The following is a 1,017-nucleotide window of genomic DNA, read 5'->3' on the forward strand; positions in this document are numbered from 1 at the left end:
CAGTTGTCGGTACGGCGTTGATCTGGATACCAGCCGCCGCGTACTTGTTCCTCACCGGTGATATGACGTGGGCAATCTTCCTAACCGCATGGAGTGTAGTCATCGTCGGTTCGATTGATAACTTGTTGCGTCCATTGTTGATGCAAGGCAGCGCAGGCATGAATACCTTAATGATTTTCTTCTCATTATTAGGTGGTCTGCACTTATTTGGTTTGATTGGTTTGATTTATGGCCCACTGATTTTTGCGGTCACCATGGTGCTGTTTAATATCTATGAAGAGGAATTCAAAGACTTCCTCAACCAACAAGACAACAGCTAGCCGCTACTGAATAGTAAGCAACAGCTTCAAGCTTGGGCCAGATTGTGCGAAAATCTGGCCCTAATTATTTCTGATGAACCAAATTTATGTCTGCCTATATCGCTCCAAGCCAAATCGCTCAGCGTCAGCTAGAGTACTTCAACGGAAAACATGTTTTAGTTGCAGGTGAAGTCGAAGATATGTTCCCTCTGGAACTGACCGCACACTGTGAATCGGTCGAAGTCTTTACTTCAAACTACAGCTATTTCCGTCAAATCCGTCACTCAGACAAAATAAAAAGCCATTTTGGTTCTGAATTTGATGTGGATACTCAAGCCGACATGCTCCTACTGTATTGGCCAAAAGCGAAAGCAGAAGCCGAATATTTGCTTGCGATGCTCATGGCTAAACTCGGCGTGAACACGGAGATTGTGGTTGTCGGTGAAAACCGTTCCGGCGTAAAGAGCATTGAAAAGATGTTCAAAGAATATGGTCCTGTAAACAAATACGACTCAGCTCGCCGCTGCTCTTTCTACTGGGGTAATTGCTTAAATGAGCCAAAACCATGCAATCAAGAAGATTGGTTTAAGTCTTACACGGTGACCCTTGGTGGGCAGTCACTTACAGTAAAAAGTTTACCGGGCGTATTCAGTCATGGTGAATTTGACTTAGGCAGCCGTCTACTACTGGAAACCTTACCTAACTTGTCAGGCAAAGT

At 44.5% G+C, this 1,017-nt stretch carries 2 protein-coding genes; both read left to right on the top strand.

Features of this window, described 5'->3' with window-relative positions; genetic code table 11:
* The coding region (locus R8O10_RS24060; RefSeq protein WP_318191802.1) for an AI-2E family transporter at nt 1-320 on the top strand (320 nt) is incomplete at its 5' end.
* An 86-nt stretch (nt 321-406) separates the two neighbouring features.
* The coding region (locus tag R8O10_RS24065) for a methyltransferase small domain-containing protein (protein ID WP_318191803.1) at nt 407-1,017 on the top strand (611 nt) is incomplete at its 3' end.

Source organism: Vibrio sp. 1727 (assembly GCF_033344415.1).
Classification (GTDB): domain Bacteria; phylum Pseudomonadota; class Gammaproteobacteria; order Enterobacterales; family Vibrionaceae; genus Vibrio; species Vibrio alginolyticus.